A 23,884-nucleotide genomic window follows, 5' to 3' on the forward strand; every position below is an offset into this window, starting at 1 on the left:
GCGGGGCGCGGGGCGCGGGGCGCGGCCGAGCTTGCGGTGTGCGTAGCGCCCGATCCCCGCCGGGCTGCCCCATGGCGACGTCGGCCAGCTCGTGCGCCAGCCGTCAGGACTGGTAAGAGGCGTTCTCGGGCCACTCGCCGGTCGTCGACCGGAGGTGCAGGGCGCGGCCGACGATGGTCGCGGCGAAGTGCGGCCGGTCCTCGCGCCCTTCCATCCGCCAGGCCTCGGGGTCGGCCATGGGGATGATCACGATGCCCCGCTCGGGGCCGTCCTCGGTCACGCCGACGTCGTACCGGGCTGCGCCCTCGTCCACCGACACGAGCAGGCCGAACGCCTGTGCTGCCATCAGTCGCCTCTAAGAAGCGTGAAGTGCGCGAAGCAGCGACGGCCCAGGCCGTCGGGATGCGCGGCCCTACACATCGCCATCCAGTTCGAAGTGCGCCGCCAAGCGCTCGAGCGTGAATTGCTGCCGGAGCTTGCAGGCACTGTTCTGGTTGGCGAACATCCCCTTCTCCCAGTACGCCTCATCAATGCCCACTGCCCGGATCCACCGGACGGGCACCACGTACTCAGCGTTCTCGTCGTCCACGTCGCGCGGATCGTCGACGTGCCTGTACGCGGCTTCCAGGTGGAGACCAGCGAGCTTGGTCCACGTCCCGTCGATCCAGACCTCGGCGGCGTCGAAGCGCTCCGCCGGCCGCAATGTCTCTCCGACCGCGACGTAGCCGGCTTTCGGAACGTGCACGAAGACCCGCGCGCCGACCGGCAGGGCGCGGAGCGTGTTGGAGAACCACTGTCCACCGCCGGCGGAGACAAAGCCGTAGCGAAGGCCGTCCGCCCAGCTGCGGCCGAGGCTGTCGCCGAACGAGACGAACCAGTCCTTGCCGTTCCAGTCGGCTCTCTTGCTGACCCGTCGGCCCGGCGCGCTGTCGGCATCCTCACCGGAGATCAGCCAGCTCCGGGCGAGATAGCTGCGGTCCTCGTCCTGCATGAAGGAGAAGAAGACGGCGTTGATGGGCACGCCGAACCCGGCCAAGTACTCGATGATCCGCTCGGAGCTCGAGTCCAGCCCCGTGGCGACGACCGTCAGACGTTGGTCACTGTTGAGCTCGTCCGGAGGTGCGGTCTGGAACGCTCCCTCGAAGGCGACCTCGAACGGTCCGCGGGAACCGAGGTGGTCGTTGGCCATGGCGATGACCTCGTCCCGGCCGAGCGTCGTGACCCACGAGCCGTAGTCGAGGACCTGGGCGACAACGTCGCGCGGAGTGCGGTCGCGCTTGAGCTCGAGGACGTGCAGGTTCGCCTCGTCGTCGATCGCGATCAGGTCGATGTACTTGCCGTGGGGTGTCCGCACCTGGCGCCCGATCACCAGCAGGCGATGGCCCAGGAGGGTTGGGTCCTGCTCCAGGAAGTCCTCTAGCGTGCGCTCGGAAGGGAGCATGGCCGAGGTGAGCCTCCTCGGGACGCCCTCGTCGATGCGCCACATCCCCATCTCTACGGGCACGTGATGCCCCTCCTTGCCTCATGATCAGTATCGAGCGTGGCACTACTCCTTGAACGGTGCTGACGCCCGGTACTGCTCTGTCGGGAACCGCACCCGCGCGGCCGCCTGCTTCGACCGCGCAGCCTCCATGACGTCCACCCCGAGAACATCGGCCAGGCGCAATAGGTAGAGCAGCACGTCAGCAATCTCCTCACCAGCACGCGCATGCCGCCCAGGCTCGGCGAACTGGTCGACGGCGCGGTCCGCGGGCACCCACTGGAACAGCTCGGCCAGCTCCCCGACCTCACCCACCAGCGCGAGGATTAACGACTTTGGGTCCTGGAACTGCCCCCAGTCCCGCTCGTCGGAGAACTCGCGCATGAGCCGGGTCAGCTCATCGAGCTGAGGCTCAGGCTGGGCGTCGTCCGCGTGGTCCACGCCGTCACTCTGACACAGCGGCCCAGGCGGCAGAGCGGACGCGTGCCCTCCCCGATCGGCCCGCTCACGCACGCTAAGGTCGCCGGGAAAGCGGTACCGACGGACTTCCACGTGGCCCAGCGGCCACACCGGACATGTCCCCCTCCGCACGATCCTTCGTGCTGCCAGGGGAACGTCGGTGCAACCAATTCGGTGGAGCGGTCAGTCGCTCGCCATCATGTGCGACGGCGACGCCTCCGAGGTCGAACGCCGGCTCGCCGAGCACTTCGTGAGCAACGGGATGGGCCGACCAGGGCCGGGTGAGCGCCGCTCGTGGCGCAACAGCCTCCCCGTGCTCGCCCAGGACCTCCGCGACGCGGGCCTCGGCGGCGTCGAGGTGATCCCCGAGCACCGTCTCCCGCTGAGCAGCAAGAGGGCTGACGTCGTCCTGGCCGGGGTGCATCCCAAGACGGGCGCCCCCTCCTACGTGGTGGTGGAGCTCAAGCAGTGGAGCACGGCTCACCGGTGGCAGGGCAGCGAGAGCCTGGTCGAGGTCGACGGCGCCCCGTACCGGCCGTCCCTGCACCCCTCCGCCCAGGTCGCCGGCTACGCGGAGTACCTGCGGGACTTCGTCACTGTGCTCGCCGATGTGCCGGGCTCGATGGTCGGCGCTGCGTACCTCCACAACGCAACCGACTTCGGTATCGGGGAGCTCCGCGACATGCCCGCCGCGCAGGAAGCCCGCCTCTTCACCGGGCAGCGCCGTGGTGACCTCCACGACTTCCTGCGTTCGCGTCTGGCCCCGGAGTCCGGGGTCGAGGCTGCCGATCTGTTCCTCTCCTCCGCGATCGCGCCGTCCAAGCAGCTCCTATCGGTGGCCGCTGACGAGATCCGTGACCGCAAGCAGTTCGTCCTGCTCGACGAGCAGCGCGTCGCCTACGAGCTGGTGCTGGCCGCCGTCGACGAGGCCCGACGCGCGGACCACAAGACCGTTGTGGTGGTGGCGGGCGGCCCAGGGAGCGGCAAGAGCGTCATCGCGCTGTCTCTGCTCGGAACCCTCGCGCGGCAGGGGCGTCCGGTCCTCCACGCGACAGGGTCGCAGTCCTTCACGACGACGCTGCGGCAGGTCGCAGGCAAGGGCTCGACCAAGACGAAGAGCCTGTTCAAGTACTTCAACAGCTTCATGGACGCGGAGAAGAACAGCCTCGAGGTGCTGATCCTCGACGAGGCGCACCGGCTGCGCGAGAAGTCCGTCAACCGCTACACCCCCAAGACGCTGCGCGAGAAGGCCCGGCCTCAGATCGAGGAGCTCCTCGACACCGCCCGCGTGCCGGTCTTCCTGCTGGACCAGCACCAGGTGGTGCGGCCGGGGGAGATGGGCAGCGTCCCCGAGATCGAGGCCCACGCCGCCGCGCGGGGCCTCACCGGTCGCCACGTCGACCTCAACGCCCAGTACCGGGCGGGTGGCAGCGAGGCGTACCTCGACTGGGTGCTGCGGCTCCTCGGCCTTCGCGGCGACGGCCCCATCCCGTGGCGGGACGAGCCGTCCTTCTCGGTCGACGTCGTCGACTCGCCCACCGAGCTCGAGCAGCGCCTCTCCGCCCTCCGCGACCGCGGCTACGGCGCCCGCATGACCGCCGGCTACTGCTGGCCATGGAGCAACCCCACCAAGGACGGCGCGCTCATCCCCGACGTGCAGATCGGCGACTGGTCCCGCCCCTGGAACCTCAAGAGCGACCGTGCCGTCGGCGGCGCACCCCCGTCACCACTCTGGGCCACGGACCCCGCAGGCTTCGGCCAGGTGGGCTGCGTCTACACAGCCCAGGGCTTCGAGTATGACTGGAACGGCGTGATCCTCGGCCACGACCTCGTCTGGCGCACCGACCGCTGGGTCGCCCAGCGCGAGTTCAACAAGGACCCCGACTTCCGGAGCCGCAAGACGGTCGACGACGAAACCTTCGACCGGCTGGTGCGGCACGTGTACAAGGTGCTCCTCACGCGGGGGATGGTGGGGACGCTGCTGTACTCGACGGACGGGGAGACGCGGGTGTACCTGCGTTCTGTCCTCGGCTCGTAGCCCCAGGGCCTGACATCACGAGGATGGCTCTGATGCCCGGGGCGCTCGCTCAGCCAGGGTCCTTCTGGTTCCGCGGATCGACCGACTTCCGAGGCGCACTCGTGGACATGCCCCCTTCACACGTCAAGTCGCGCTCGCCGGGGTCTGTCGTGCCATCGCCGCCCTACCTGGGGCTCTTAGGTCTAGGTCCCTATCCACCGGACGGGCTAGTGCGCTCCCCCTGTGGCGTCCTGCTCGCTCGCCGGATCGACGGCCACCACGCGGCGTGTCGAACGAACGTTCGACACGCCGCTCGTCCCTGGTAGTTGCGCTGAGTCGCGTGAGTTGCGAAGCTTGGCCGGTGACCAGCGAGCCGCCCTTCCGCTACGTCGACCTCTTCGCCGGGATCGGAGGGTTCGCAGCAGCGCTGCGCTCCTTTGGCGGTGCAGGTGTCTACTCCGTTGAGAAGGACCCGGCTGCGGCGAGGGTGTACGAGCTCAACTGGGGCCGCGACCCATTGGGAGACCTCACCGAAGATGCGAACGACAACGTCATGCGTGTGCCGGAGCATGACGTGCTCGCCGCGGGGTTCCCTTGCCAGCCGTTTAGCAAGTCTGGGGCGCAGCGTGGCATGGATGAGACCAGGGGCACACTCTTCTGGAACATCCTGAAGGTGATCGAGGTTCGTCGCCCGGCCATCATCCTCCTGGAGAACGTCAGGAACCTCGCAGGTCCTCGCCACCTCCACGAGTGGCAGGTGATCATCGAGAACCTCACGGCCCTGGGCTATCGGGTCGCTGACCAGCCAGCAGTCTTCTCTCCACACCTCTTGCCGCTGGAGATGGGAGGGCGCCCGCACGTCCGCGAGCGAGTGTTCATCACGGCCACGTACGACCCGTCGGGGCTCATGGACGGGGTCGAGCCGGTGCCGGTCGTCGAGAACCGGAGCCTGCGTGGTCCTGAGGAGTGGGATCTCGCTTCGGACCTTCCCCTGGAGCCCGTGGGATGCGTGGATGAGCGGCCACTCACGCGGACCGAGCGGCTCTGGATCGACGCGTGGGACGAGTGGGTCCGCATCATGTGGGCTCTGCACAGAGACGAAGCGAGACGAAGCGGAACGAGGGTCAGCCCGCTTCCCGGGTTTCCGCTATGGGTGGACGCCTGGGTGCGGACGGACGCACTCTGCATCCCGGAGGAGACCCCGGCCTGGAAGCGCACGTTCCTGCGCAAGAACTCAGAGTTGTACACCAAGCATCAAGAGGCCTTTGACGACTGGATCGAACGGCACGACGTGCGCGCCTTCCCGCCGTCCCGTCGCAAGTTCGAGTGGCAGGCGCAGGGCACCTCGGCCCTCTGGGAGTGCGTGATGCAGATGCGGCCGTCCGGGATCCGGGCGAAGCGCGCCACGCACCTGCCGGCTCTGGTCGCCATCGCGCAGACATCGATCGTGGGGGGCGAGCGCAAGCGCCGGCTGTCCTGGCGGGAGGCCGCCCGGATGCAGGGGCTGCCAGACAACTTCACCTTCGGCGACCAGAGTCCGGCGGCGACATACCGGCAGCTCGGCAACGGCGTCAACGTGGGTGCCGTCTGGCATGTCTTGCGGGAGCACGTTCGTCGCGATGAGGCGATTCTGAAGACGACTGAAGTCGGGCGCCGGATCGTTCAGTCCGTTCTGATCGACGCACCCAAGTCGCCCGACGACGTACTCGCGTCAGTGGTCGCGAAGGCTCAGACGAGCGGTCGTGACTAGGCCCGTTACCCTCGCGGCGGCCGCTCCCGGGGACTCGTGCTCCCACACCCGCACGACGGCCCAGCCGAGGGACTGCAGCACCCGATCGGTATCCGCGTCCCGGGCCTTGTTGGCCGCGATCTTCTGTTGCCACCAGGCGGAGTTCTGTGCCGGCTGCGTCCCGTGCGATGTACACCCATGCCAGAAGCAACCGTCGACGAATACGGCGACCCGGACGCGGGTGAAGGCGATATCGATCGTGCGTCTCCGCTGGCCGGGGACCGGGAACGTGACCCTGTAGCGCAGCCCGGCCGCGTGCAGACGACGCCGGAGTGCGACCTCAGGAGCCGTGTCGCGACGCCGCGCCTTCGACATGCGTCGGGAGACGGCTGCCGATGAGGCTCCAGGGTGGGCGGGCACGGACTGTGGCGACACGCTCGTCATGGAGCCATCTTCGCTTGCGGGAGGGGCAGGATGCTCCGGTAGAGACGATTGCCTGGATTGGTGCGTCCGCGTGCTAATGCTCTGGCGACCGGTGGTCGAAGACCATGGAGGTGCTAGGTGCGCGTGCACCGCTGGACGGGACGACGAGGAAGGGTCTGAGCGGTTGATCGAGAGCATGGCGGAGACGGCCGGAGGCGGCCCGAGCGATCGCGATGCCTCGATCCTCGCGATGCGGGCGGCCGGGGAGACGCTCGAGACGATCGCCCAGTGTGTCGGCCTCACGCGAGAACGGGTTCGCCAGATCGTCAGCAAGCACGGGGGCGCAACGAAAGCGCAGGCGCGGGCGGCTTCGGTGAGCAGGCGCCAGCAGGCCGAGACAGAGTTGTCGAAGGCGATCGAGCGCGCGGTCCTCGCCCGGGAGTGCGAGACGTTCGAGGAGATCGAGCAGGCCTTCTCGCTTGCCCCCGGAGAAGCGCGGAGACTCACGACATCGACCGCCCGAGGTGCCCTCCACACCGCGAGTGGCGTCGCGCGCAAGTGGTCACACGAGGAAGTAGTCAAGGCGCTAAAAGAGGCGGCAACGTACGAGTACCCCCTGGTGTTCAGCAAGTACCAAACCTTGGTGGACAGGGGCGTCATCGACGGACCAAGTGCCGTCCGGATTCACCAGGTCTACGGGGGTTGGGTCAACGCGTGCACCTCTGCCGGCGTTGAAGCTGGCGCAGCGCCCCGCGACAACTACCAGTCCTCTTGGACGGACGACGACCTCTGGCACTACGTACGGCGCTATGTAGCTGATGCCGGCCCTTTGGCAAGTTTTCGCGGGTTCGACCAGTGGAAGCGTGAAACGTGCCCTGAGGCGCCCTCAGCACCAACACTTCGGAATCGGCTGGGGCAGTGGGCAGAGATCCGGCGCGCTGTCGTGCTGGAACAAGGACGCGACGACGAGCAAAGGTGACAGGTGTATTCCACGGATGATCTGTCGATGTTAGGTGCTGAGGGCCGCTACCTCGACATCGTGATGTCGGAGCGCATGGACCCGAAGAGTCGTGCTCGCATCTGGAGCTCGGTCCAGGACCTGCTCGCCAAGGGGCCGCTGGGCGAGGGGGGCGATGGGGCGACCGGGCTCGCCCTCGGCTACGTCCAATCCGGTAAGACGACGTCGATCACGGCGCTGATTGCCGCCGGCGCGGACGAGGGCTACCGCATTGTGGTCGCGTTGCTTGGCGGCACGAACCTCCTGCTAGGGCAAAACCGTGCGCGACTCGAGACCTCCCTCGGGATCGGTACCCGGAACGACTATCGATGGGTCACCGAGCCGAACCCCTCGGGTGCGACGGCGGTGAAGCGGCTCGCGAACTGGATCGACCGGGACCGGGTCATCCTCGTGCCTGTCCTTAAGCACGCTGGGAGGATCAACGCCGTTGCCTCGACGCTCGCGCGCATTGCGGAGATAACGACTATCCCGGTCCTGCTTGTCGACGACGAGGCGGACCAGGCGTCCCTCAACACAAGCAGCACGTCCGAGAGCAAGACGTACGAAGCGATCAAGGCCCTGCGTGCCAGCGTCCCTCGGCATCTCTACGTGCAATACACGGCAACCCCCTACGCGCCGTTGCTGCTGGACGCGGACGACCTCCTGAGTCCTGAGTTCGTCGAGTTCCTCGAGCCTGGCCAGGGGTACACGGGGGGCCGAGAGTTCTTCGTTGACTTCGCCGACCAAGTAATCAGAGACGTGCCCCTCCTCGACGAGCAAGCGACTAAAGAACTGCCCCTCGAACTGCCGAAGAGTCTTCTGGCAGCTTTGGGCTCATTCGTCTCCGGCGCGTCGCTGCTGCTTGAGGACAACGCCGACGGGGCGCCCGTCAGCATGCTGGTCCACTCGACTCAGCGGAACGACGTGCAGTCGCGGTACCACTTCCTGATCGAGCGCCAGCTTCGCAAGTGGCGCACGGTTGCGGACGCGGCCGATGACGTGGGCGGCCTGCCTCAGGAGTTGGTGAACGAGCGCGGCGAGTTGGTCCGGCGGGGCGCAGAGCAGATCGACGACGTACGATTCCTCCGGATGGTTCGCTGGGTCCTCCGCGAGGCGACCCTGTGGCTCGTCAACTCGACCAGCGCGCTAAACAGGGTGGACTGGACCGTCGCTCCGGTGCACATCCTTGTCGGGGGAAACAAATTGGACCGCGGCTACACCGTCGAGGGCCTCACGGTCACGTACATGAACCGTCCCCCGAGCACCCAAGTTGACACGCTCGAGCAGCGTGCCCGGGCCTTCGGGTACCGCAGGGACCAGTTGCCATACTGTCAGTTCTTCGGGAGCAAGCGCACCGTGCGTTCGCTGCGAGACATCGTCTTCACCGAGTACGACCTACGGGCGCGGCTGCGTGATCACGTCGATGCGGGAGGCACGGTCCACTCCTGGGCGAGAGAGGTGGGCCTTCTCCTCCCGCACGGGATGAAGCCCACCCGAGAGGCGGTGGTTCGTGCGCTCTCGGCCTCGGGCGAGGGGTGGCACAGCGTCCGGCTGCCGCGCCTTATAAACGACGCGTTGCAGCACAATCGGTCGCTGGCCGAGGGCATCGGCGTACTGCACGCGAGTCACGCCGACTACGGTCGTTTGCAGTTTCGCACGCGGAACCTTCCGCTGCGCGAGGTCCTCGAGGAGTTGGTAAAGCCATGGTCGGTGGACGAGTACGGACCCTCATGGCGGCATCTCGACGTCGTCGAGGCCCTCGAGCGCCATCCTGACCAGGACGCCATAGTCCCGGTAATTCTCATGGAGGATGACGGAGGCCCGCGCAAGCGCAAGTGGGCAGCGTCGACAGGTTTCGTCAACCTCTTCCAAGGCCGGGACAACGTCGGCTCCCCAGCACTGGTGCCATATCCGGGCGACCGCGCCATCGGGGGCATAGAGGCCGACCCTGACCAGGTTGTTGTCCAGATCCACCGGGTCATCCGGCGCGACGAGCCCGAGCCCGAGATCCTCACGCTGGCCGTCCACCTGGGCAGCCGCAAGATCGTACGAAAGGTCGATGCCCTGTGACTGAGCTATCGAACGCCCCGGACCGGATCAGTACCTCGGCGCCCTTGAGGTCGGGGAGCGCCACGGAGGTGTCGATCGGCTCGCTCCTGCTCGATGCCGAGAACCCGCGCATCCCAGAGTCATTGAGGGGCGGTGATCAGGGTGAACTAGCTGTCGTCCTGGAGATGGGATTTGACGCCTTCGCGGTGGCGCAGTCGATCGCGGACAACGGTTATTTCTCGGCGGAACCGCTCCTGGCGATCAGGGCCACTTCGCAGGGACAGTACGTCGTCGTGGAGGGTAACCGCCGGCTTACGGCTCTCCTCGGCCTCGCCTACCCCGAGATCCGCGCGCAGTTCACCGAGCCCAGGCGGTGGGAGGACGTCGCCGCGCGCGCAAGTCTGTCTACGAGCACCGTGATCCCGATCGTCGTCCATAAGGACCGCGGGGCGACGCACGTCGAGGTCTCCCGGGCGCACGTGGTTGGCAAATTGCCGTGGCGGCCGTACATGCAGGCGCGATTCATCGCAGCCCGGGTGGCTGAAGGCCGCACCATCGCGCAGGTGGCGGACCTGATCGGAATCACCAAGAGCAAGGCGGCAGACCTGTACCGAGACCAGGCGATCGTGTGTCAGGCGCAGCGTTTCGGGCTCAATACTGGCGAGGTTGAGAAGGCGTTCTCGGTGCTCACCGTCGCAATGAGCAATACCAAGCTGAGGGACCACGTCGGTGCGCCTCTCGGTTCGCGCCTGGAGGTTGGCGCCGACCCGATTCCTGAGGACCGACTCGAGGAACTAAAGGAGACGATATCGTGGGTCTTCGGTGATGAGGAGCACGAGGCCAAGATCACCGATTCGCGGCAGACGAGCTTGCTCGGGAACATGGTGGCGAGCGATGTGGGGCTCGCATCGCTCCGGGCGGGCCTAAGCCTCGAGGAAGCCAAACAGAAGGTAACCGCTGCGGGGTTGGATCCGCGTGACCGGCTGCTCCAGCGACTGAGCACGGGCAAGAACGCTCTCCTGGCTGCGAGCGATGACCTCGCGGACTATGCCCAGGACGACCAGGTGCTGGCTGTCGTGGCGGACGTCGAAGCGGTCATCGAGTCCATGAGGTCGACCCTCGACGAGGTCGGCGACGGCTCTATCCTCCCATGACAGGACTTGACCGAGAGTTTCTTGCCGACTGGATCGAGTGTGCGCTTCTCGTCCGTCGGGGCCGTGCTCTGGGCTTCGACGCTCTCTATGGCTATGCCGACGAGGTGCTCGAGGCAGGGGCAGCACAGGTGAGCCTCGCCGTTGCGCAGATGACCAAGCGTGCACAGGTGCTCGGGGAGGCTTATCCCTTCATGGTGCATGGCGACGTGGCCGTTAGGGGGAAGGCTAATGCAGTGGACTACCCGTACAGCGGCCTGCTGCTGCTGGCACCCGGTGGACCCGTCCGCCACCACCTCTGGGCGTCACCCACGGAGGAGATGGTAGTCGCGTTCGAGAGGTTGACCGAGGTGTCTGTGCAGCACCTGTGGGGTGAATCTGGACGCGCAGTTCGCTTCGGCTGGCCGTCCGAGGCAGGCAGGCCACCGTCCTTCGACGAAGCCGTCCCGTGGCTCGCCCAGAAGATGGGTATCGCCGTCGGCGCCGGCTACCGGCAGCCCCGCCGCAAGGATGGTGGGGTGGACGTCGTGGCATGGCGCCCGTTTCCTGACGGCCGCCCCGGGTTCCCGATTGCGCTCGTTCAGTGCACGCTCCAGGAGAACCTCGTGGCGAAGGCCTCAGATGTCGACATCCGGTTGTGGGCGTCGTGGCTCTCCATGGACCTCGAGCCGGTGATCGCGCTTGCGACTCCCAAGACCATCCGCCAGGGGACGGTGTGGGACGAACTCGCCCTGAAAGGCATGGTGCTGGAACGATTGCGCCTCACCGGCCTCGCCCCGGTCGGCCCAATGACCGGTGCCACCGCGGGCTGGTGCGTCCAGACCGTAGAGAGGTTGCGTGGGACCATGAGGGGGGTCGAGGGGTTGTGAGAGCTTCCAAGGGGGACGTAGTCGTCGAAATCGCCACGGCTTTGAACCACCCGCCGCCCAAGATGTCGACGGGGTCCACGGAGCCCCGCGAGATCTTCGATCTAGTCAACGAGGTCCTCGGACTTGGCCTTTCCGTGCGCCTCACTAAGCCAGAAATGGCGAGGGGAATTGTTGAGGCGGCAGGGTATTCGTGGAATCCGGACTACGAGTCTCGTGGGGGGACGGTGACTCTCAATGGGATCGTGGCGGTCCGGGACGCGGTGCGACTGTTCGTCGGCCGGTAAGCGGCGCAAGCGGCGAAGTCGCGGCGGCGGAGCCGCGTTCATATGCTGGCATTCCTCGGAGGGTTGTCGTGGGCACCGTTAATCGGTGAAAACCACAGTGCGGTGCCAGTGGGTGTAGTCCATACCGAGCGGTGCCGCTAGCGCACTCTCTGACAGTCGTTCTCTGAGCACCGGTGGACTGAAGGCGGTCCATACGGCGTGATTGGTGGCGGCTGCACGGCGAAGGCGTCCGGAGACGACGATGCGTTGATCGAGGCCCAAGCCAATCAACCCGGCGTCAAACGCGGCGTCGTGTGTCGGACATGCAGCGATCCCGTTCCTGGGGTCGGTGCGCTCTTTCCAGGCGCTGTCTCGCCACGGCTTGATGTGGCTCGCGCGCAAGAGATGCCCCGTTACCTCGGTGCCGAGCGTGAAGCCGCAGAACAGGCAGGACCAGCCACAGTTGTCGAGCACGCCGCGCGCGAAGCGATGCTGGCCGATGCGCGCCTTGGTGATCACCTCCCGCTAGGTCGAGGGGTGATCAGTTTTGGTGGAGAGGGCCTCTCTCAGCAATTGCTCGAGTAGCGAGCCGTTCATCTCGTCTTGACCGAGGGTGGCGACATTCCCGCTTTCCTCGATTCCCAGAAAGTCCGGCAGGACATCGGGGCCGAGCCCGACGTCGCGTGCCGCTGCGAGGATCGAACGGTAGATCTCGCTAAGGCGCGCGGTATCGGAGTGGAGTGTAATCCACACGATATGGTCGGACTTCGCTCCTCTGGGGCGGACGCCCTCGAGGTTGGCCATCTTTGACGTAATGCTGGACGGCGGACGGCGGAAGAGGCGCGCCAACTCGGGGACCGGGCGCGGTGCGCGATGCGCCGAACTGCCGCCGAAGCGGCTTCCCTCGACCAATAGCATTCCGGCAAGGCAGAGTAGGGTCTCAACGGGCACAAAGTCGACCTGACGAACACCTGGCGCGGGCATCCGCCGGCGTTGAATGCTCAGCAACTGCCGCTGAGCGTCGTCAACTGTCAGGTCAAGGTAGTCAGATACACTGCGCGTCATCGGACTCCCCTCTTTGTGCTGCTTCAAGTCTGACGCGGTTTCGCTCGCCGGGCCACATTTGTACACCTCTCGACCGAGCACCCACGTTAGCGACCTCGCTACGTCCGCTGATGATCGGCGCCTGGGTATCGAGTTCATCGACGCTCGCAACCGCCGCATCGCCGCCTGGGGCGCCGCTCACTGACAGCGGTCGCCACAGTGCCGCGCAGACCGGCCTGACCACCAGGATCCCGTCGCCAGGCGTGGCTGAGCTCCGCGCCCCGTGCCTCACGGCGCGCGGGAGCCTTCGCCGAGCGTATGAAAGCGTTATCAAACAGTGACCCCCCAGCCTTGCACCCAGCCCTGATCAACGTTTTCATGGACCTCAGCACCGCACCCCTCGACGACGAAGGAGTCCGTCAGCGATGACCGACACGCTCACCACCCGCCCGGCCGGCGACCTTGGCCGGACCGTGCGCTGGGGCGACGACGCGCTCGCCGTCGTGCTCTCCGTCGTGCTCTCCGTGGACGCTGACGGGCCGGTGCGAGTCCTCTGGTTCGGTGAGCCCGCCCAGCAGCCCGAGGCCCTCCCCGCGCCGGTGCAGCCGCTTGTCGAGGTCTTCGCCGTCGGGCACGGCCACCACAGCCACAACCTCCGCTACACGGCCTCCGCCGTCGGTACCCGCCTGCGCTACGCGCACCACACCGAGACCGTCGACGGCCCCTGGAGCGTCCTCACGGTCGAGCAGCACGACCCCGAGACGGGCCTCGTCGTCACCTCGACCCTGCGCTCCGCCGCGGGCGTCGCCGGCGTCCAGTCCTGGACCGAGGTCCGCAACGACGGCGCCTCCCCGATCACCCTCCAGGCCGTCTCCTCCTTCACCGCGGCCTTCACCACCGCGGACGGCCCCGAGGCCATCACCGACGTCGACGTGATCAGCGGCTGGTCGGAGTGGCTCGGCGAGAACCGCTTCGCCCGCACCCCGCTGCGCTCCCAGGGCGGCCTCGTCGAGCTCGACCTCGCCGCCCACCAGGCGCAGGACGCCCGCAGCCGCATCGCCATCACCAGCCAGGGCACCTGGTCCTCCGGGGAGCGGATGCCCTGCGGCGTCGTCGAGAACCGCGCGACCGGTACCGCGTGGGCGTGGCAGGTCGAGCACAACGGCGCCTGGCACGCCGAGCTGGGGGAGCGCCTGCACGGCGAGCTCGTCCTCGGGTTGCTGGGCCCCACCGACATCCAGCACCAGTGGGTGCTGCCCCTCGCCCCGGGCGAGACCTTCCGCAGCATCCCGGTCTCGGTGTGCGTGGCCGCCGGCGGCTGGGAGCGCGCCGTCGGAGTCCTCACCGCGCACCGCCGTGCCCTGCGCACCGAGCGCGCCCGCCCCATCGACACCGACCTGCCGGTGATCTTCAACGACTACATGAACACCCTCATGGGTGACCCCACCACCGCCAAGCTCCTCCCCCTGATCGACGCCGCCGCGGCGGCCGGGGCCGAGTACTTCTGCATCGACGCCGGCTGGTACGACGACGGCGGCGACTGGTGGGACAGCGTCGGCCAGTGGCAGCCCTCGACCGGCCGGTTCCCCGACGGCGGCCTGGGCCGCGTGATCGACCACATCCGCGCCGCCGGGATGGTGCCCGGGCTGTGGCTCGAGCCCGAGGTGATCGGCGTCCGCAGCCTCCTGGCCGACTCGCTGCCCGACGAGGCCTTCCTGCAGCGGCACGGCACCCGCGTGGTCGAGCAGCAGCGCTACCACCTGGACCTGCGCCACCCCGCGGCCCGCGCCCACCTCGACGAGGTCGTGGACCGCCTGGTGGCCGACTTCGGCCTCGGCTACTTCAAGCTCGACTACAACATCACCCCCGGTCAGGGCACCGACCACGACGCGCCGAGCCCCGGCGTCGGGCTCCTCGACCACAACCGCGCCCACCTCGACTGGCTCGACGGCGTGCTCGCCCGCCACCCGCAGCTGCTCATCGAGAACTGCGCCTCGGGGGCCCAGCGCGCCGACTACTCGCTGCTCAGCCGCCTGCACCTGCAGTCGACCTCCGACCAGCAGAACCTGCTGCTCTACCCGCCGATCGCCGCAGCCGCACCGCTGTCGATGGTCCCCGAGCAGGCCGCCAACTGGGCCTACCCCCAGCCGGACATGACCCCCGAGCAGGCCGTGTTCACGCTGTGCACCGGGATGCTCGGCCGCCTCTACCTGGCCGGCCACCTCGACACCATGAGCCCCGAGCAGCTCGCCGTGGTCAGTGAGGCCCTCACCGTGCACCGCTCCATCCGCGAGGACCTCGCCCGAGCGGTGCCGGTGTGGCCGCTGGGCCTGCCCCAGTGGGACGACCGCTGGGTCGCGATGGGCATGCGCACCGCGGACGCCACCTACCTGACGGTCTGGCACCGGGGCACGGAGGCCGAGCAGATCGACCTGTCCTTGCCCGAGCTCGCTGGCACCGACGCCCCCACCCCCGATGTCACCGTCGAGCAGATCTTCCCGGGACCGAGCACCGACCCGGGCGGCTGGACCCTCGAGTGGACCCCCGGCGCCCTCCGCGTGGCGACCACCACCGCAGCGCCGTCGGCCCGCGTCATCCGGCTGCACCACCCGACCTGACCCCGACCACGGCCCCCGGGCCGAGCGTGACCTGCAACGCTGACCGGCGTTGCCCCCCCAGGAGCAAGGAGCACTTCGATGAAGAAGCTGTGGCAAGGAATCGCGGCAACAGCCGCCGTAGGCATGCTCGTCGCAGGATGCAGCGACCCCGGGACCGGGGACGAGCCCGCCGCCGGGACCGACGACGGCGCCACCACCGACGAGCAGTGGCCCGACCCCACGGCCGACCTCTCGGGTGTGACCCTGAGCCTGTGGGCGGCGCAGAGCTCGGCCACCCTGGCCGACCAGCCCATCGCGGCCTTCGAGGAGGCCACCGGAGCGACCGTCGAGGTCGTCACCATCCCCGACCCGTACGAGCAGGGCGTCCAGACCCGCGTGGCCACCGGCGACCTGCCCGACCTCGCCTTCTGGCAGCCGACCTCCTCGATGCTCACCGCGATCAACGCGAGCACCAACCTGCAGCCCCTCGACGGCGCCCCGTGGATCGAGGAGATGGACCCCGAGCTGCAGGACCTCACCGGCATCCTGGACGACACCCGGTACGCGGCGCTGATCACCAGCCCCGCCGTCATGGGCGTCTACTACAACAAGGACGTCTTCGAGGAGGCCGGGATCACCGAGACCCCCGGTGACTTCGACGAGATGGTCGAGATCGCCCGCGACCTCGACGAGCAGGGCACCACGCCCTTCTTCGAGATGGCCGGTGACCGCTGGGGCACCCAGTGGTGGGTGCAGGTGCTGCTCGCCGACGCCGCGGCCGACGGCCTGTGGGACCGGATCAACACCGGTGAGGAGCAGTTCACCGACGAGGCCGGGCTCACCGCGATCCAGACCTACAAGGACCTGATCGACGAGGGCCTGTTCAACGAGGACATCGCCACCGCCACCTTCGAGGAGCAGGGCGACGCCCTGCTCGCCGGTGACGCGGCGATGGCCGTGCAGATCAACGCCCTCTACGGCCAGCTCGTCGCCAAGGCCGACGCCGAGACCGTGGACGAGACCATCGGGTTCTTCCCCATCTCGCCCTCGGGCAACGTCGGCACCTCCATCCCCGACCAGGCGAACGCCCTCGCGGCCTTCGCCACGGGGGACGAGGCCCAGGAGGCCGCAGCGCGTCAGTTCATGGCCTTCCTCATGGGCCCGAACTACGGCGACTTCATCGCCGACCAGCAGACCGTCTCCCTCAAGGGCGACGTGCCCACGCCCGACGGCGTGCCGCAGGTGCTGCAGGACGTGCACGCCTCCCTCGGTGACTCGGTCGGCTCGATGCAGTCCGAGGCCGTGGCCAACCCGGACCTGTACCTGTACGTCAGCGACATGATCCAGGGCGGGCAGATGACCCCCGAGGACGTGGCCACGGCGACGCAGGACCACTTCGCCCAGCTCGCCCAGGCGCAGGGCGTCGACGGGTTCTGACGCTGCACTGACCCGCGTGGTGCCGGGGACGCCCCCACGTCCCCGGCACCACGCACCGACTCTCGAGAGGGCCAGATCGTGGCAGTCGACACCGCAGCATGGCGCGACCCCGGCACCGCCGCCGGGCGACGTGGGAAGCCATGGCGGCGCCGTCGTCGGCCCGGAACCGTGGGCAACCGGCAGACCCACCCGCGCACCTTCCTGATCCCGGCCTTCGTGGTGATGGGGATCTTCTTCTTCACCCCGACGATCTACAACTTCGTCTACGCCTTCACCGACTGGTCGAGCTTCAAGGCCGAGATCAACCCCGTGGGCCTGGCGAACTTCGAGAGCCTGCTCAGCAGCGGCACCCTGCTGACCTCGCTGCGCGTCACCCTCGTCTACGCGGTGCTCGTGGCGATCTTCCAGAACCTCTTCGGCCTGGGACTGGCGCTGCTGCTGGAGCGCGACACCCGCATCAACCGCTTCTCCCGCGTGATGTTCTTCATCCCCGTGGTGATGAGCGCGCTGGCCGTCGGTTACATCTTCCAGGCCCTGCTCAAGCCCGCCGGGGCCCTCAACCAGCTGCTCAGCCTCTTCACCGCCGAGCCCGTCACGACCGCCTGGCTCGGCAGCACCACGTGGACGATCGTCGTCGTCGCCCTCATCCATGCCTGGAAGTGGATGGGCCTGTCGATGCTCATCTACCTGGCAGGCCTCAAGACCATCAACGAGGACGTCCTGGAGGCCGCACGGCTCGACGGCGCCTCGGCGTGGCAGACCTTCCGCACCATCCGGTTCCCGCTGCTCGCCCCCGCCGTGACCTTCAACGTGGCCACGGCGCTGCTGGGCTCGATGAACGGGTTCGACATCGTCCAGGCGACCACCGGTGGTGGCCCGGCCGGCAGCACCGAGCTGCTCAACATCTTCATCTACCGCACCTTCGGCCAGGGTCTCTTCGCCCAGGCCACCACCATGAGCCTCGTGCTGTTCGTCGCCGTGGCCCTGCTGGCCTTCCCCGTGGTGCGGACCCTGCGCAAGCGCGAGGAGGTCCTGTGAGCACCCAGGCAGCAACCAGTCCGACGACGACGGGTCGCGGCACCCGGCAGCGGACCAAGGCCGGGGGGCGGCACGGCATCTGGTCGGCCCTCCAGCCCGCCGTCGCGCTGCTCTCGGTGCTGCTGCTCATCGGCATCCCGCTGTGGATGGTGCTGATCACCTCGGCCAAGCCGCAGGGCGAGGCCCTCAACCCGAGCCTGACCCTGCCCTCGGAGTGGCAGATCTGGGAGAACTACAGCCAGGTCTTCACCGACGGGCGGATCACCCCGGCCTTCTTCGGCAGCCTGTTCATCATGCTCCCGGCCGTCTTCGTGGTGCTGCTGCTCGGGTCCTTGGCCGCGTGGGTGCTGGCCCGGCGCGCGACCCGCGGCAACGCGATCCTGTACTCCCTGGCCATCAGCGGCATCGTGCTGCCCCCCGCGGTCGTCACCGTGGTGCTGCTGCTGCGCCAGATCGGCCTGGCCGGCACCGCGATCGGGATGATCGCCGTCTACGTGGGCATGTACATGTCGACGGTGATCTTCTTCGTCACCGGGTTCATCCGGACCATCTCGGTCGAGCTCGAGGAGGCCGCCCGGGTGGACGGCGCGCGGCCGATCAAGATCTTCGGGCGCATCATCCTGCCCCTGCTCGCGCCGGTGCTCTCGACCGCGACGATCCTCATCTGCCTGTACGTGTGGAACGACGTCTTCTACGCGTTCTTCGTCATCGGCGGGCGCATCGACACCCTGCCGCTCAACCTCTTCCAGGTGGCCAGCGCGGGGCTCTACCTCAACAACTGGCACCTGATCTTCGCCTACGTGGTGCTGATGAGCCTGCCGCTGCTGCTGGTCTTCATGTTCGCGCAGCGTCGGATCATCTCCGGGGTGACCAGCGGTGCGGTGAAGTGACGTGACGGGGGGAGCGGGGGCAGTGACTAGGCTCCACGCATGAGCGAAGCCACGCGACGCCGCGTGCCGGTGATCGCCGACGTCGCTCGCGTGGCCGGGGTCTCGGTCCCGACCGTGTCCCGGGTGCTGACCGGGTCGACGCCGGTGAGCCCGGAGCGTCGTGAGCGCGTGATGCGGGCCATCGCCGAGCTCGGCTACCGACCCAACGGGGCTGCCCGGGCGCTGGTGCAGGGGCGGCAGTCGATGATCGCCGTCTTCGCCGGGAACACCACGCGCTACGGCTATGCGCGCACCATCCAGGGCATCGAGGAGGCTGCGCGCGCCGCCGGGTTCATCGTGGTCATCACCGTGATCGAGACCGACGACCCAGCCGTGGTCGGCACCGGGGTGGACCTGGTCCTCGGCCAGCCCGTCGCCGGGGCCATCGTGCTCGAGTTCGACCCCGCGGGTGACGCCACCGTCGCAGCGATGCCCTCCTCGCTGCCGCTGGTCGCCGCCACCGGAAGCTCGGCCGGGTCCGACGTGCCGCACGCCCTCATGGACGACGTCACCGCCGCCAAGGAGGCCACCCGCTACCTGCTGGGGTTGGGCCACCGGACGGTGCACCACGTGGCCATCCCGCCGTCGGGCCGGCCCAGCGGCCGGTCGGTCGGCTGGCGCGAGGCCCTCGAGGAGGCCGGAATCCCGGTGCCGGAGATTCAGCAGGCCGGGTGGGAACCCATCTCCGGCTACCAGGCAGGCCTCGAGCTGGCCCGCTCCGAGGACGTCACCGCGGTGCTGTGCGGCAACGACGAGCTCGCCATCGGCGTCATGCGCGCCATGGCCGAGCAGGGCCGCCGCGTCCCCGAGGACGTCAGCGTGGTGGGCTTCGACGGCCAGCCCCTCGCCGAGCTGGTCTCCCCACCGCTGACCACCGTCGAGCAGGACTTCGTCGCCCTCGGCCGCCAGGCCTTCGCCCTGCTCAAGGGCCTGATCGACGGCAAGGACGTCCCGCAGGCCGTGACCTCCGCGCCGCGGCTCGTGATCCGGAGCAGCACCGCCCCGGCACCGTCGCGCCGGGGCGAGTGACGCAGGACCTTGCGGCCCGCTCTCGGCCCCGGCGCGACGGTCAAGGACGAGGACGAGCCGGCGGCCTTCGACGGCTGCGCGGCGCCCGAGGGCTGACCCAGACCGGCCGCACACGCCCCTGACTCCCCGCCATCCGGGCAATCGCGCTGAGGTGCTACGGGAGCCTTCGGGTGAGGGCCTTCCATCGCGTCTGTTCGGTGAAGACCGCTGTGATGCAGAGCGCGGTCACGCCGACGGCGACCCAGAACGGCCAGACCACCCAAGCGGCGGTGGTCGCGGCACCGAGGTAGATGAGCACGATGAGGATGGTGACGCCGCCGGGGACAGAGACGGGGGCATCTCCGCCAGGTCGGTCCCCGGGAGTGCTGAAGACCGCGGGAAGCGCGATCAGAACGACGACCGAGACGATGGCGAGCGGGATCGAGTGCTGCCACAGTGCCCAGGGGGTGGCGATCCACGCGACGAGCTCTGCGGCGAACCGCACACCACCGCGGACGTAGTCGTGACCCGGCGGCTGGCGGCGCGGTGCTCGCGGAGCGTGGCCCGCGACGATCGTCGTCGGCGGCGTGTGCGTCATGGTGCTCCTGCGGCGGTGAGGCCGCGATCGATGAAGGTGATCATCCACGCGAAGCTGTCGTCGATGTCGGCGTCCAGCTGGAACCCGTTGCTGGTCTCCAGCGTGGCGAAGCCGTGCAGGACGCTGCGGAGCATGCGCACGGCATGGATCTGCTCGCCGGGGTTGAGGTGGTACCCGTGAAGAACGGCAGCGAACGACTCCAGAACGCGGTCCAGCGCGCTGGCCAGGGGATCGTCCGGGCCGGTGGGCGAGGCGCCCGTGGTCGCCGCGTACCGACCGGGGTGGTCTTTGACGTACGCGCGGACGGTCTGGGCTGCCATAGCGAGGGCGTCTCGACCGGCGAGACCTTGCATGGCGTCGCGGAGGGCGTCGCCGAGCTCGAGGGCCCCGAGGGTGGCGATGCGGTGGGTGAGATCGGCGAGACCGTCGACGTGCTTGTAGAGCGATGGCGCCTTCACGCCGAGGCGTTCGGCGACGACGCTCATGCTGAGCTGCGACAGACCGATCTCGTCGGCGACATCCGCTGCGGCTTCGGTGACCGTGGCGGGGACCAGGCCGGCCCTAGGCATCGGTCGCTGCGTTCGTGAGGGTGGTGCGGAGGAAGGGCAGCAGCAGCGCGAGGACTTCCTTGGGCGTCTCAGCGTGCGGGTAGTGGCCGGCGCCGTCGATGAGCGCGACCTCGCCGAGACCGTCGGCGAGGTCGGCGATGATCTTCTCGCCCTCGGCGCGGGGGTCGGCCCAGTCCGGGTCTGCGCTGCCCTCCACGACGAGGACCGGGCATCGCACCCCGGCGAGGTGCTCGCCGGCGTCGGTCGGGGACGTCTTCGTCATGGCGTTCAGCACAGCCATCCGCTCGGGCTCGCGCAGCATGGTCTCGATGCGGGCGCGTTCCTGCGCCCAATCGGCAGGCTTGGTAGGGATGGCGATGTCGAGGTAGGACATCCACCCCTGGAGGCTGCTGCTCAGCATGACCTTCATGAGCTGGGCCATCCCGGTGCGGACCCGCTTGGTGCGAAGCACGCCGAGCAGGTCGAAGGACTGCTTGCGGGTGAACGGGGCGAGCTCGACGATGCCGACGATCAGGTCAGGCGCCGTCGCCGCGGCGATGGTGGCCGCACCTCCGCTGATGGAGTGTCCGACGATGACAGCAGGGCCGCCGAGGTGACGCACGACTGCGACCAGGTCACCGGCGATGTCCGCCCGCTCGTAGCCCGACCAGCCGGTGGCGCTGGAGTCCCCGCACCCGCGGATGTCGACGTTCGCCACGCGATAGCCGGCGGCGACCAGCTCCGGGACGACGAACCGGTAGGAGCGACGGGTGTCGCCCATCCCGTGGGCCAGGACCACCAACGGACCCGATCCTGCGACGTCGAAGGCGAGGTTGCCTTCGCCGATGTCCACGTACTCGAGCACGGCTTCCTCCAGTGGCTAATGCGGATAGCCGAAAGCTACGCCCAATAGCCACCAGTGGTCAAGCCTCGGCCTGCCCCCGGCCAGCGAGCACGGGTCGACTGGCGGATCCGGTGCGGCTACTGCTCCACCTCGTAGTTGAGCTCTAGCTCGTCCCCGGCCGTCCCCCGGATCGCCCAGTCGTGCCGCGGGGTCTCCACGATCGTGACCTCGAGGTCCACCGCCTCGATGCCCAGCTGCGCCTCGAAGTCGGCGTACAGCCGCGCGTAGAACGCCTTCTTGGTCAGGGCTAGCCGCCCCTCGAACATGAGGAGCTCGATGATCGTGTAGCGCTCGGTACGCCCCTCGGGCACGGGGAAGTCCTCCGGCGCCATGGGGAAGAACCGGTGGAACCGCTTGGACTCGGGCAGGCCGAGCACCTCGACGGCTGCGGCATGGACGACGTCGGACATCTCGGTGCGCAGCGGCGCGAGGACGTCGCGCTGACCGTAGATCTTGACCTGCGTCATGGGGACTCCTCCTGGGGGCGGGTGAGGGCACGATCATGCCGGACGTGCCCGGTACTGCCGCCCACGTTCGCCCGCTCGAACTGCACCCTCCCGCGCGGCCCGGGCGCGGTGCTGAACCCGATGCTGCGCAGCTGGTCCTCGTACTGCTGGGACATCGGCGCGGCGTAGAGGGTCTCCCCGGCGGGCACCCGTGCCTCGATGAGGTCACGGAGCGCGCGGAGGGACTGCTCGTCGAACCCGCCACGGTGGTGCGTCTCCTCGAGCACCCATACGCCGACCTCCTCCGCGGGGGTGCGGACGAAGCCGTGGCGTTCAGCCCGCGGCCGCACCTCGGCCCGACGGATCAGGTGAACCACCCCGACCAGCACGACGTATCCGAGGAAGCAGGCCCCGACGACGAGCACGACGTCCCCGACCAGGCTGTGGATCACCCGGACCACGACCTGGGCGACGAGGAAGGGGATGAGCACGAGCGCGAACCTCCGGCCCGTGCTGATGTCCGCGCGTCGGCCCATGCGTACGACGAGGCGCCCGTCGCCCCGTTGGTAGGAGGCACGCCGGATGGCCAGGGCCATCAGGATGCCGAAGGGCCAGCACAGTGCCCGAGAGCCAGGTGCAGCCCTCTCCCCCCGCGGCGGGGAGACCCCTCGACGGCCAGCGTCCAGCCCGCCGCCGCGCCATCGCGCCACGTGACTGGCCGCCACCCACCGCCGACGGTCTCACCCCGGGACCCTGACGCCACGCACCCTCCCTGACCGCGCGAATCGGACATCACCAACCTAGGTGCCCCGACCCCGTTCCGCTCAGGCCACCGAGGGGTCCACCAGCCGCCGTCGTCCCGCGTCCGTGGCGAGCTCGGCGCGCAGGTCGGGATGCCGTCCCCAGACGAGCAGGGCGTCGAGCAGGCGGTCGGCGGGCACGTCGATCACGCGGAACGGGACGTCGAGGTAGGGGCGGCGGGGCATACGGGCCACGAGCAGCCGGGGTCGGCGTCGTGCCTGCCAGGACGGTGCGTCGGGCCTCCCGGTGAACCGCAGCACCACCTCCTGGGTGGTGGGCACCACCTCGACGCCGGCCAGGTCCGCCCAGGCGAGGTGGCCCTCGCCGTCCCAGCCGCGCACGGTCACGCCCTCGGGGGTGAGGACCAGCCGCGCACCCCACCGCACGCCGATCACGCCGTCGGGCACCGCGAAACCGGCCAGCAGGCCGAGGACCAGGGGGATCCACCAGCCGGCGTTCCCCGACGCCGACCAGGCGATAGCGAGGCCGATGAGGCCGACGGCGGTCACCCCGGAGATCAGCAGGGCGAGCACGCGCCGTTCGCGCTGCCACGGCACGACGGTCGCGGGGTCGCCGTCGACCGTCGTGAGCGTCACGCTCCGGCCGAGCTGCGGGGGCCGGTGCAGGAACATCCGGTGGTAGGCCAGCCCGCCCGCGGCCCACACGAGGCCCACCGCGATGACCAGCACGGTGGTGGTCGTGCTCCACGGACGCTGGGCCGCGGGCCCGAGCAGCATCGCCAGCGCGACCCCCGTGAGGCTCAGACCCAGCAGTGCGTTGACGAGGACGACGAACCACAGGAACCCGCGGCCGACCGCCACGCTGGACGTCGGCCGTGGCCCGCGACTGCTCCCGTCACCGCTGCGCTGCACGCCTGCCCCCGTCGTCGATCCGCGGCCGCGAGCGTAGCCTGCCTCGGCACGGCCTTCGCCACGTGAGCAGGAGCGGGTCGCTCAGCGCGCGACGCGAGTCACCGCGGGCTGCTCGTCGCGTCCCGCGGCCGCACCGCGCAGCCACTCGGTGACGACCCGATGATCGGAGCGTGGAACCCGGGGCGGTTCACGCCCGCGGGCGTCGGTCCCCGTGGACCGACGCCC

General features: G+C 68.9%; 23 protein-coding genes. 11 read left to right on the plus strand and 12 right to left on the minus strand.

Going from position 1 to position 23,884, the window contains the following annotated elements:
• Window positions 1-103: 103 nt before the first annotated feature.
• The 3 genes from L0B03_RS01055 to L0B03_RS01065 form a co-directional block, all read right to left on the minus strand.
• Window positions 104-346 carry a hypothetical protein gene (locus L0B03_RS01055; RefSeq protein ID WP_250442929.1) on the minus strand — a complete coding sequence of 81 codons (243 nt, stop codon included), beginning with the start codon at window positions 344-346 and terminating at the stop codon, window positions 104-106.
• Between the two features lie 66 nt (window positions 347-412).
• The gene (locus tag L0B03_RS01060; protein WP_250442932.1) at window positions 413-1,504 is read right to left on the minus strand and encodes a hypothetical protein; all 1,092 of its coding nucleotides are present in this window, start codon (window positions 1,502-1,504) and stop codon (window positions 413-415) included.
• A gap of 42 nt (window positions 1,505-1,546) precedes the next feature.
• Window positions 1,547-1,921 carry a nucleotide pyrophosphohydrolase gene (locus L0B03_RS01065; protein WP_250442934.1) on the minus strand — a complete coding sequence of 125 codons (375 nt, stop codon included), beginning with the start codon at window positions 1,919-1,921 and terminating at the stop codon, window positions 1,547-1,549.
• 217 nt (window positions 1,922-2,138) lie between these two features.
• Between L0B03_RS01065 and L0B03_RS01070 the strand changes: the two genes are divergently transcribed.
• Both L0B03_RS01070 and dcm read left to right on the plus strand, forming a co-directional pair.
• Complete coding sequence (locus L0B03_RS01070; RefSeq protein WP_250442937.1) at window positions 2,139-3,977, plus strand: DUF2075 domain-containing protein; 1,839 nt, start codon at window positions 2,139-2,141, stop codon at window positions 3,975-3,977.
• Window positions 3,978-4,317: 340 nt separating this feature from the next.
• Window positions 4,318-5,706: a DNA (cytosine-5-)-methyltransferase gene (gene dcm, locus L0B03_RS01075; RefSeq protein WP_250442939.1), complete on the plus strand. Its 1,389-nt coding sequence runs from the start codon at window positions 4,318-4,320 to the stop codon at window positions 5,704-5,706.
• On the opposite strand, the gene L0B03_RS01080 is transcribed toward dcm, so the two are convergent.
• Window positions 5,668-6,306, minus strand: a complete 639-nt coding sequence (locus L0B03_RS01080) for a very short patch repair endonuclease (protein WP_308199970.1) — start codon at window positions 6,304-6,306, stop codon at window positions 5,668-5,670. The two genes, dcm and L0B03_RS01080, sit on opposite strands and share 39 nt — an antisense overlap.
• Between L0B03_RS01080 and L0B03_RS01085 the strand changes: the two genes are divergently transcribed.
• The 4 genes from L0B03_RS01085 to L0B03_RS01100 are packed head-to-tail and all read left to right on the plus strand — an operon-like array spanning window position 6,293 to window position 11,174.
• A complete protein-coding gene (locus L0B03_RS01085; RefSeq protein WP_250442941.1) occupies window positions 6,293-7,087 on the plus strand; it encodes a sigma factor-like helix-turn-helix DNA-binding protein in 795 nt (264 codons plus the stop codon). The genes L0B03_RS01080 and L0B03_RS01085 overlap by 14 nt on opposite strands.
• Before the next feature lie 3 nt (window positions 7,088-7,090).
• On the plus strand, window positions 7,091-9,175 hold the full coding sequence (locus L0B03_RS01090) for a Z1 domain-containing protein (protein WP_250442944.1): 2,085 nt from the start codon (window positions 7,091-7,093) through the stop codon (window positions 9,173-9,175).
• Window positions 9,172-10,308 (plus strand): hypothetical protein, encoded by a 1,137-nt coding sequence (locus L0B03_RS01095; RefSeq protein ID WP_250442947.1) that lies wholly within the window; start codon window positions 9,172-9,174, stop codon window positions 10,306-10,308. The genes L0B03_RS01090 and L0B03_RS01095 overlap by 4 nt, the downstream gene beginning before the upstream one ends.
• Complete coding sequence (locus L0B03_RS01100; RefSeq protein ID WP_250442950.1) at window positions 10,305-11,174, plus strand: hypothetical protein; 870 nt, start codon at window positions 10,305-10,307, stop codon at window positions 11,172-11,174. The genes L0B03_RS01095 and L0B03_RS01100 overlap by 4 nt, the downstream gene beginning before the upstream one ends.
• Window positions 11,175-11,536: 362 nt before the next feature.
• On the opposite strand, the gene L0B03_RS01105 is transcribed toward L0B03_RS01100, so the two are convergent.
• Window positions 11,537-11,956 carry an HNH endonuclease gene (locus L0B03_RS01105; protein ID WP_250442954.1) on the minus strand — a complete coding sequence of 140 codons (420 nt, stop codon included), beginning with the start codon at window positions 11,954-11,956 and terminating at the stop codon, window positions 11,537-11,539.
• A gap of 6 nt (window positions 11,957-11,962) precedes the next feature.
• A complete protein-coding gene (locus L0B03_RS01110) occupies window positions 11,963-12,502 on the minus strand; it encodes a hypothetical protein (RefSeq protein WP_250442957.1) in 540 nt (179 codons plus the stop codon).
• Between the two features lie 404 nt (window positions 12,503-12,906).
• Between L0B03_RS01110 and L0B03_RS01115 the strand changes: the two genes are divergently transcribed.
• The 5 genes from L0B03_RS01115 to L0B03_RS01135 all read left to right on the plus strand — a co-directional run bounded on the left by L0B03_RS01115 (window position 12,907) and on the right by L0B03_RS01135 (window position 19,511).
• A complete protein-coding gene (locus tag L0B03_RS01115) occupies window positions 12,907-15,099 on the plus strand; it encodes a glycoside hydrolase family 36 protein (RefSeq protein ID WP_250442960.1) in 2,193 nt (730 codons plus the stop codon).
• 78 nt (window positions 15,100-15,177) lie between these two features.
• Window positions 15,178-16,515, plus strand: coding sequence for an ABC transporter substrate-binding protein (locus L0B03_RS01120; RefSeq protein WP_250442961.1), 1,338 nt, complete (start codon window positions 15,178-15,180; stop codon window positions 16,513-16,515).
• Window positions 16,516-16,593: 78 nt separating this feature from the next.
• Entirely contained in the window at window positions 16,594-17,553 is a 960-nt protein-coding gene (locus L0B03_RS01125; protein ID WP_250442963.1) for a carbohydrate ABC transporter permease, read from the plus strand.
• Complete coding sequence (locus L0B03_RS01130) at window positions 17,550-18,443, plus strand: carbohydrate ABC transporter permease (protein WP_250442965.1); 894 nt, start codon at window positions 17,550-17,552, stop codon at window positions 18,441-18,443. The genes L0B03_RS01125 and L0B03_RS01130 overlap by 4 nt, the downstream gene beginning before the upstream one ends.
• A 39-nt stretch (window positions 18,444-18,482) precedes the next feature.
• Window positions 18,483-19,511 carry a LacI family DNA-binding transcriptional regulator gene (locus L0B03_RS01135; protein WP_250442967.1) on the plus strand — a complete coding sequence of 343 codons (1,029 nt, stop codon included), beginning with the start codon at window positions 18,483-18,485 and terminating at the stop codon, window positions 19,509-19,511.
• A 154-nt stretch (window positions 19,512-19,665) separates the two neighbouring features.
• Here the strand turns inward: L0B03_RS01135 and L0B03_RS01140 are convergent, their stop codons facing one another.
• The 6 genes from L0B03_RS01140 to L0B03_RS01165 form a co-directional block, all read right to left on the minus strand.
• Window positions 19,666-20,088, minus strand: a complete 423-nt coding sequence (locus L0B03_RS01140; protein WP_250442969.1) for a hypothetical protein — start codon at window positions 20,086-20,088, stop codon at window positions 19,666-19,668.
• Window positions 20,085-20,657 carry a TetR/AcrR family transcriptional regulator gene (locus L0B03_RS01145; protein ID WP_250442972.1) on the minus strand — a complete coding sequence of 191 codons (573 nt, stop codon included), beginning with the start codon at window positions 20,655-20,657 and terminating at the stop codon, window positions 20,085-20,087. Before L0B03_RS01145 ends, L0B03_RS01140 begins: the two co-directional genes overlap by 4 nt.
• Window positions 20,650-21,501, minus strand: coding sequence for an alpha/beta fold hydrolase (locus L0B03_RS01150; RefSeq protein WP_250442975.1), 852 nt, complete (start codon window positions 21,499-21,501; stop codon window positions 20,650-20,652). Before L0B03_RS01150 ends, L0B03_RS01145 begins: the two co-directional genes overlap by 8 nt.
• 116 nt (window positions 21,502-21,617) lie before the next feature.
• Entirely contained in the window at window positions 21,618-22,007 is a 390-nt protein-coding gene (locus tag L0B03_RS01155) for a tautomerase family protein (protein ID WP_250442977.1), read from the minus strand.
• Window positions 22,004-22,582, minus strand: coding sequence for a hypothetical protein (locus L0B03_RS01160; RefSeq protein WP_250442980.1), 579 nt, complete (start codon window positions 22,580-22,582; stop codon window positions 22,004-22,006). The genes L0B03_RS01155 and L0B03_RS01160 overlap by 4 nt, the downstream gene beginning before the upstream one ends.
• Window positions 22,583-22,810: 228 nt before the next feature.
• Entirely contained in the window at window positions 22,811-23,608 is a 798-nt protein-coding gene (locus L0B03_RS01165) for a PH domain-containing protein (RefSeq protein ID WP_250442981.1), read from the minus strand.
• Window positions 23,609-23,884 lie beyond the last annotated feature (276 nt).

Origin of the sequence: Actinotalea sp. C106 (assembly GCF_023630195.1) — a bacterium.
Lineage (GTDB): Bacteria > Actinomycetota > Actinomycetes > Actinomycetales > Cellulomonadaceae > Actinotalea.

What these genes read in the sequence shown, in the direction of transcription:
- L0B03_RS01055 (WP_250442929.1), bottom strand. Translation starts at nt 346, where the DNA reads ATGGCAGCACAGGCGTTCGGCCTGCTCGTGTCGGTGGACGAGGGCGCA.
- L0B03_RS01070 (WP_250442937.1), top strand. Translation starts at nt 2,139, where the DNA reads ATGTGCGACGGCGACGCCTCCGAGGTCGAACGCCGGCTCGCCGAGCAC.
- L0B03_RS01080 (WP_308199970.1), bottom strand. Translation starts at nt 6,306, where the DNA reads ATGCTCTCGATCAACCGCTCAGACCCTTCCTCGTCGTCCCGTCCAGCG.
- L0B03_RS01100 (WP_250442950.1), top strand. Translation starts at nt 10,305, where the DNA reads ATGACAGGACTTGACCGAGAGTTTCTTGCCGACTGGATCGAGTGTGCG.
- L0B03_RS01110 (WP_250442957.1), bottom strand. Translation starts at nt 12,502, where the DNA reads ATGACGCGCAGTGTATCTGACTACCTTGACCTGACAGTTGACGACGCT.
- L0B03_RS01115 (WP_250442960.1), top strand. Translation starts at nt 12,907, where the DNA reads ATGACCGACACGCTCACCACCCGCCCGGCCGGCGACCTTGGCCGGACC.
- L0B03_RS01120 (WP_250442961.1), top strand. Translation starts at nt 15,178, where the DNA reads ATGAAGAAGCTGTGGCAAGGAATCGCGGCAACAGCCGCCGTAGGCATG.
- L0B03_RS01135 (WP_250442967.1), top strand. Translation starts at nt 18,483, where the DNA reads ATGAGCGAAGCCACGCGACGCCGCGTGCCGGTGATCGCCGACGTCGCT.
- L0B03_RS01140 (WP_250442969.1), bottom strand. Translation starts at nt 20,088, where the DNA reads ATGACGCACACGCCGCCGACGACGATCGTCGCGGGCCACGCTCCGCGA.
- L0B03_RS01145 (WP_250442972.1), bottom strand. Translation starts at nt 20,657, where the DNA reads ATGCCTAGGGCCGGCCTGGTCCCCGCCACGGTCACCGAAGCCGCAGCG.
- L0B03_RS01155 (WP_250442977.1), bottom strand. Translation starts at nt 22,007, where the DNA reads ATGACGCAGGTCAAGATCTACGGTCAGCGCGACGTCCTCGCGCCGCTG.
- L0B03_RS01160 (WP_250442980.1), bottom strand. Translation starts at nt 22,582, where the DNA reads ATGGCCCTGGCCATCCGGCGTGCCTCCTACCAACGGGGCGACGGGCGC.